The organism is Acinetobacter rudis, from assembly GCF_000829675.1.
GTDB lineage: Bacteria > Pseudomonadota > Gammaproteobacteria > Pseudomonadales > Moraxellaceae > Acinetobacter > Acinetobacter rudis.
The window spans coordinates 1-7,407 of sequence record NZ_BBRX01000108.1 but is presented as its reverse complement, the minus strand read 5'-3'; the positions used below and the strand labels follow the sequence as shown (position 1 = coordinate 7,407).

The 7,407-nt window shown below is 31.1% G+C and carries 9 protein-coding genes; 8 read left to right on the top strand and 1 reads right to left on the bottom strand.

The genetic code is table 11. The annotated features are described in order from the left end of the window. The coding region (gene repM / locus Aru01_RS17535; RefSeq protein ID WP_042111702.1) for a replication initiation protein RepM at positions 1-609 on the bottom strand (609 nt) is incomplete at its 3' end. Positions 610-1,933: 1,324 nt separating this feature from the next. Between repM and Aru01_RS17530 the strand changes: the two genes are divergently transcribed. The 8 genes from Aru01_RS17530 to Aru01_RS17495 form a co-directional block, all read left to right on the top strand. Next, positions 1,934-2,131, top strand: coding sequence for a hypothetical protein (locus Aru01_RS17530; RefSeq protein WP_042111701.1), 198 nt, complete (start codon positions 1,934-1,936; stop codon positions 2,129-2,131). Between the two features lie 53 nt (positions 2,132-2,184). Then, positions 2,185-2,757, top strand: a complete 573-nt coding sequence (locus Aru01_RS17525; protein ID WP_042111699.1) for a hypothetical protein — start codon at positions 2,185-2,187, stop codon at positions 2,755-2,757. A 242-nt stretch (positions 2,758-2,999) separates the two neighbouring features. Then, positions 3,000-3,287, top strand: coding sequence for a BrnT family toxin (locus Aru01_RS17520; protein WP_042111698.1), 288 nt, complete (start codon positions 3,000-3,002; stop codon positions 3,285-3,287). Continuing rightward, entirely contained in the window at positions 3,274-3,588 is a 315-nt protein-coding gene (locus Aru01_RS17515) for a BrnA antitoxin family protein (RefSeq protein WP_042111697.1), read from the top strand. The genes Aru01_RS17520 and Aru01_RS17515 overlap by 14 nt, the downstream gene beginning before the upstream one ends. Before the next feature lie 71 nt (positions 3,589-3,659). Further along, a complete protein-coding gene (locus Aru01_RS17510) occupies positions 3,660-3,965 on the top strand; it encodes a hypothetical protein (RefSeq protein WP_016655044.1) in 306 nt (101 codons plus the stop codon). A gap of 270 nt (positions 3,966-4,235) precedes the next feature. Then, complete coding sequence (locus Aru01_RS17505; RefSeq protein ID WP_255209872.1) at positions 4,236-5,177, top strand: RexA family antiphage protein; 942 nt, start codon at positions 4,236-4,238, stop codon at positions 5,175-5,177. Positions 5,178-5,741: 564 nt separating this feature from the next. Next, positions 5,742-6,698 (top strand): hypothetical protein, encoded by a 957-nt coding sequence (locus tag Aru01_RS17500; RefSeq protein ID WP_016655041.1) that lies wholly within the window; start codon positions 5,742-5,744, stop codon positions 6,696-6,698. Next, a partial coding sequence (locus tag Aru01_RS17495) for a nucleotidyl transferase AbiEii/AbiGii toxin family protein (RefSeq protein ID WP_042111696.1) occupies positions 6,670-7,407 on the top strand: 738 nt, incomplete at its 3' end. The genes Aru01_RS17500 and Aru01_RS17495, both read left to right, overlap by 29 nt.

The window sequence follows — 7,407 nt, the reverse complement described above, 5'->3', positions numbered from 1 at the left end:
TGTAAAAGTATTGATTTGGGATATAGCTATATCTAAAACTCTTCTTTTGAAATTATCTGAGCGCGTGTATTCATCATCCGCAATACCAAGTTGCTGCCTAAATTCTGAAATCTCAAATACTGGAGTTTGACCAGTGGTGCGCCAAGCAACTAATAGTTCGTAAAGTCTAGTTGCATATCTGCTTGTCAATTGACTTACTTGCTTTAATTCATAGCTAGTAAAGCGTTCCTCAAGCCTTGTAATTAATGGGACGACAGCTGGTGAAAAGATAAGACTTACAGATGCTTCATTATCAATATAGCTAATTTCGCTTACCCAACGGCTATGAGTAGTTTTTACATTCCCTTTATCTGTTAAAGATTGATAAGTAAATCTCCTATCAAATAAGACCTTACTTGCCTCTTTCAAAACAGCATAAGCCGTATGTTTTTCTACACCGAAATTCTCAATATAGCTTGATGCATGAATTACCAACGCATCATTAGCATTGATTCCTTTACCTGTTTGTCTGGCTTCAATGATTGCTAATAGAACTAACCTTTGCTCAACTAAATCAAGGTTATAACTTGCATTAATTAAAGCATTATCTTTGACAACTAAGTCTTTCATTATTCTTATTACTACATCGTAAAATGATGTAGTAATACTACATTGAATATTGAAGTAGTCAAATGGTCGATAAACGTAGTGATATGGGTCGATAAACGTAGTGATATGGGTCGATAAACGTAGTGATATGGGTCGATAAACGTAGTGATATAAGCTCTTAAACCATTATGTATAAAGGCTTTCAGCTGGTCTAAAAGTATTTAAAAACTTTAAAATCATTAAAAGTATCAGGAATGAAAAATTGCCCTTGGTTTTCGCTACGCTCAAACTCTATTGAATCTCGCTTTCGCTCGATTCGTGGGGCAATTTTTAGGATCAGCCTGTTGTAACTTTGAGAAAAAGCAAAGGCAAGAGCAAAACAACTCGGAATTCGCTTCGCTCATAAAGCTTTTTTACTCGCTACGCTCGATCTAGACTCCATTTTTTACATGTAATTAACGCTTATTTAGATTTCACAGCCTAAAAAGCTGTTTTTCAGGGAGTCTAGGCGCGAATTTTCATTGGTCGCTCGTAGACACTCGCTCTATACATCCCGATTAGAATAAAAATAGCCTCTATTTGGCACTCATTTGCGTTTTTTGACCTGATTACTCATTTCAATAGTGGATTTTATGTTTAAAGTAAGAATGTGGCTGAAATCGCATGTGAGAGCGTTTTAACTTGGGTTTTATTTTTGATCTGTAGGCTAGAATTTCCATTTATAGATTTTTCTCTTAGAAACACAATAGTCAGGATCTCTTTTGGCCAAGGACTATCTTTACTGTCAGTTAAGTCAATTAAATGGATTAGGAGCCGGTACATACCGGCAATTTTTAGTTCACACACCACGCATCTAAAGATAAAAGCTCAAAAGCCTTATGTGAAAAAGACTTCGAAGGATATTTCATAACTCAAAATGAGTTCTTTAAAAATAGCATTTTTTGATACTAACCTTTGATATATAAGAGTATTCATGAGAACTCAAAAAAGTTCTCTAAATAGGCAGTTTTTAAATATAATAAATTGTTTTTTAATAAAAAAATTGAGAACTTAGTCAAAACTAATAGTTAGTTCTCTTAAACAGGAAAAATAATATTAAGATACTGAAAAATATATATAAAAATGAGTTCTCATTTAATTTCTATTGTGATTAATGATGTTACTGTCAATTCAATCAATAAAATTCTTTTTGTATCACAACTTATAGACATGTTATTGACATAAATGTCTAAAATCATTGGAAGTATTTTGTACACATAGGTAATACACTATTTGCGTATTTATTAAGGTATAAAGTACTGAAATTTATTACAAATAATCATGTGCAACTAAAAGGTAATGTGTTATGTCAATAGACTTGGTCAACTCTGAAAATATCATTACTTTTCCTAGGCCATGCACACTTTGTGAATCAAGGAAAAATGTACAACTTTTTGCTGGGTTAATGGTTTGTGAGAGTTGTCAAAAAAATATTATTTTTGCAAATCCTGATCATTTTTCTGCTGATAGAGAAATAGAAGTAGAGTCTAAAGCCCAAGATTAATACCAGGGCTTCGCATAAGCTGTATTATGTTACTTTTAGGAAATCTACAAAATATGAAAAATATTATACTTATAATTTGCATTGGATTAATAGTATCCAGTTGTATTTCTATAGACTCACGTAGTAATGATTTATCTAAAAATCAACAAAGGTTTACAGAGGGTAAATCTTATATATTTTCTATAACACCATCCTATAATTCTGAAAAAGATAGGTCTCCCATTGAGGATTTAGGTCGATATTTTTATCTTTATAAAAAAGGAGGAAAATATGTAAGAATCACTCCTAAGTTTAGTTCTCAAGAGTTAATCGCTGAAATTTTAAATGAAAATAAAAAGGTAATTGATGAACGTAACCTTAAATTATTATCATATTTAAAAGAAAATTTAGATAAAAGTAGAGAGTCAAAAACACTTTATTTTAATGATAAATATGAAATATTAAAAAAATCAAATTACAGTGTTGCTGATTTAGGTCAAAGTTGGGGGTATTACACGGCTCTAACTTTTTTAGACCAGAATGGAAACTTGGTGATTACAGAGAAAACAACCGATCTTAGTTTAATATTTTTGATTCCTGTCGGAGGGAAAACTGTTTCAAGTAATATTTTTAATAAGGTGGAATAATACCTCCATTTAACATAATGGTGCTTATGCGAAATGAACAGGATAAATTATTTATAAATCAATAATTTATAATTTTATATAATGCAGATTTTCTACCCCAAAGCCGACTTGGAAACAAATCGGCTTTTTTATGAGCAGTTTTGATATATTCCGCCAATAGATTTGAGCAAAATTTACGCTTTCCGTCTTATTAAAGACAAATATGTGATATATTATTGTATATACAAATTTGAATGTTTTTTATGGAACTGTATTTCGAATGGGATGAGGCTAAAAACCAAAAGAATCAGAAAAAACATGATGTTTCTTTTGAAACAGCAAGCCTCGTTTTTGATGATCCTTTAAGGATCTCAATTCAAGATCGACATACTAATGGTGAAGAGCGTTGGCAAACTATTGGTATGGTCAAAGGCGTACTGATGTTATTGGTTGCTCATACCATCTTTGATGAAGATGACTGTGAAATCATACGAATCATTAGTGCAAGAGAAGTAACCAAAGCGGAGCGTAGTCAATATGAGCATGGTTAGATATACACGCAAAGAACTGAATGAAAATTTCGGTGATAAGCAAGATGCTGAAATTCAACGTTTACTTGCTAAGGGTACTATGTCTGATGATCAACTAGATTTATCTGATATTCCTGAAATTACTGACTGGAGCAATGCTGTGCGTCATGGGCAGTTTTATCGCCCTGTGAAACAACAGACCTCAGTTCGTCTTGATGCTGATGTACTTGCATGGTTAAAAGCGCAAGGGAAAGGCTATCAGACACGTATGAATAAAATTCTGCGTGAAGCTATGATGGAAGATTTAAAAAATCATCCATAATTTTATAGGATTCAAGAAAATGTACTACTTTGCAGAGGATCCCTTCTAGGTAATGTTACCTAGGAGGAACAATGAAAAAACTGAAATGTCAGTATTATCAACCTGTAAAAACAAACACTCATGATTATTTTTGCAAGCGCTATCCTCATATAAGAAGTGCTTATTTTAAGAAATTTAGCACTCAACAAGAGAGAAGTTTTTATTTCATGCATTATCTTGAATATAAAGACTATCCTCTCAAGATTCGTGTAGCACGTGGTACTGGTTTACCTTATATCTGGGATGATTTTCCAACTTATGTCTATAAAGTGGCTAAAAGTTGGAAACATAATTCTAAAAGGTCACATCAGTATTACAAAGAACATGAGCTAAAATAAAAAAATGGGAGCTAAGGCTCCCATTTTTGATTTCGCATAAGAGATTTTATGTTAAGTATATATTCTTCATGTAACAAATGGGGTTCGAGTCTGATAGGTGATGGTTTGTTTTTCTGGCGCATAAATTAAATACATGAAGTAGAACGTCGACACTTGTCGCTATTGTTCTAAAGTCTATTGAAAACACTATATATAGATATTTATTTTAGTATAAATACCATATACAGTTATTTGATTAAATATAGAACGATATAGCTTTAGGAAAATGATTTGAAAATCTACCATTATTGTTACGACATCCAAGACACTAATACTCTTGAGGTATACCCATTTGATTTAAAGCCTTTTTTAAAGGCCCTTACAAACTGGGATACTAGTATGAAAATTGCTAGTAATATAGTTATGACTGGGGACAAAATATTTTTAGTACCAGTTGATGGAATTAAAAATTTTTACCTATTTGTTTCTGCGAAAACAAATGATGCAGTGCAAAAAATTAAAAAGACTGCAGATAATATACATGCATCAAATATTTTGAAAGAGTTAGAAGAAGATACCAATATTGGTTTCGCATCCTATATATTTTTCGATCCTAATCGAAATATTTTTTCTTTTGCTAGTCGTTTAGGTGCACCAACGGCAGCAGGTTTTAAGAATTATTTACATAATGTATTTTCACTATTAAAACTCGGTGGTTTAGAGTTCAAAATAGAGCCTATTCAAGAATGTTTAGAAAAAAATGAGGCAAGTAATTTACCTGTCATTGGACGTACGGCTATTACAGTAAACAAAGATAATGAACTCTTTAAGCTGATAGCAGACTACCTAATAGGAAATTCTGTTGATAGAGACTTAATTGAAGGTATTCAAGTTACTTTAAAACCCGAATTAAAGCAAAATATTCGAGATTCAGCTAAGAATGCTATCAATAAATTGAGAATTGAAGGTCTTGAAAGTATCCGAATGCAAGCTAAGAAAATTGCAGAAGATGAAAAAAGGTTGAAGGAATACAGGGTCATAGAAAAAGGTAATATAACTCATGAAGTTAAAAGCTTTGATACGGCAATTATTCATCAGGAAATGAATGATGCTATTCAATCATCTATTGTTAATAAGAAATATTCAGAATATGAAAAGGAAACAGAATTCTGTAAAGACGAATTACATGTCCTTTCTCATTTTTATAACGTAGAGAATTGGCGTAATCTTTAGGATAAAGAATCCTTTACTTTCATTATTCTTATGTAATTCTTTTTAAATGAGAAGGCTAAGCTATTATGAGTTTGGCCTTTCTCTTTAATTTTGAATAAGAGATTTTATGTTAAATAGTTCTGCGGTTCTTATCGGTTTTGCTTAGGAAGTGTTATTGGGCTATGCATAGAGCCTGTTACAATGCGATATATCGCATTGTAACAGGCTCTATGCTGTGTGTAAAATACATTTAAAATCAATAACTTAGTATTGAAAGAGCAACTATTCATTTACGAATTTAAAAATTATTATTAATTTGTCTATTATATAAATAATATAACCTTTTGATTGTATTAAAATTAATCTATTGTATGAGTGATAGACTTAAGATATGAGCATACAATCACTTTATAATGTGTCCTTAGGACACATTATAAAGTGATTAGGACTAAAATTCAAAATATTTTTTAAAAACCATTATTTATCAATCATTTATAATTTTTTTTCAAAAAAAAACACTTGACAACATCAACTCTAAAAGTATATAAGTCCTAAGGACTTATATACTTTTAGAGAATGTTATTTATGCAAAAAGCCCCTAAATTGTCTTTGAATAATGCAATGATAATTTGGTTTTTGAATGAGTATAAATATGGCTCAATAAACAGATTTGATTTATTTCTCAAATTCAGAGAGTTTTTCCTTTCTAAAAAAATTGGTAACCAACAAATATCAATACATGGTAATACTGATTTGGAATTGGCTTTTAAAAGATTTACTCATAATTATCTTGTTGAAGAGCCATTTATGAATGCATATGCTCCTCATGCAACTGGGTATGGGTATTTTGTTAAAAATAATAGTAAATTAACTCCTATAGAGTTAATAATTCCATTATTTCCATATGCTTACTTGACCCATTTATCTGCAATGAGACATTATTCGATTACAGATAGAATTCCAAAACAAATACAAATAGAACTTCCTTCTAGAACTCAATGGAAATCAAAAATTATTGAAGTTGTAGATCAGATTAATGTTTCAATTGATGAGAAAGAAATAATTCTTAAATATTTACCAAGGTATCCAAAAAATAATGATGTTTATTTTAAAAAGAAGATTTTAGTATCATCAACAAAATCACCAAAACCTTATATTAATTTAGATAATGGGGTAAGAGTAATAGAAATAGGAAATCTCTTTGTTGAAATGGTCAACAACCCTAAAGAATGTGGTGGGATTGAACATGTTATGGATATATTTAAAGAGTATGGCTTACCATTTAAAAAGAAAATTTATAAAGCTGCCTTAGAATCTAGCTTAATCTCTCAAGCTAGAATTGGTTTGATATTTGAACAAATTTTAGGACAGAGTGATCCTGAAATTGTTAAAATGAAAAATAGAAACAGAGACTTACGAGGTAGTAGTCGAGTTTTTATAGCAGGAGAAGACTTCTCTAATATTGTTAATGTAGAATGGTGTCTTTCTTTAAATCACTCGTGTGTAGAGCCATATGGAATTGAATTTAACTCAATGGGTTAACGAAACGGAAGATCACGTTGATATTAGGAAGGCAATGCATATAGTGCTTATGGCAATCAGTTCTAGTAGTAGACTTTCTTCTATTATGGCTCTGAAAGGTGGTGTATTGATGGCGATTCAATATGCTAATACACGATTTACAACCGATTTAGATTTCTCTGCATTAAGCAATCCACAAGAAATAGATACAGAAGATCTTCGGTCTGAATTAAATACTGCGTTGTTAGTTGCTGAAGTAGAACTAAATACATATAACATTGCTTGTCGAGTACAAAGAATTAAAAAACAACCAAAGGATTTCGAAACAGTAGATTTCCCTTCGTTACTTATTACTATTGGTTATGCAAAAAAAGATAATGTTGGTGCAATGAAACGCCTTGAAAGGTATGAATCTCCTCAAACAATATCTATTGATTATAGTTTTAATGAAGTCACTGGTGAACTTGATGAAGTCCATCTTGAGAATGAAGAGATAGTAAAAGTTTATAGTTTCACAGCTTTAATGGCTGAAAAATTTAGATCCATTCTTCAACAAGTTGTAAGAAATAGAAGCCGACGACAGGATGTTTATGATCTTCATCATTTAATTACCAATTTTGCTAAAAATACTGAAGCTGAAAAAGCTCAAATATATCAATCATTAATTGAGAAGTCAGTTAATAAAAAAATTGATGAGTATTTACGCCAATCTGCTTTGCAGGATCCTGAG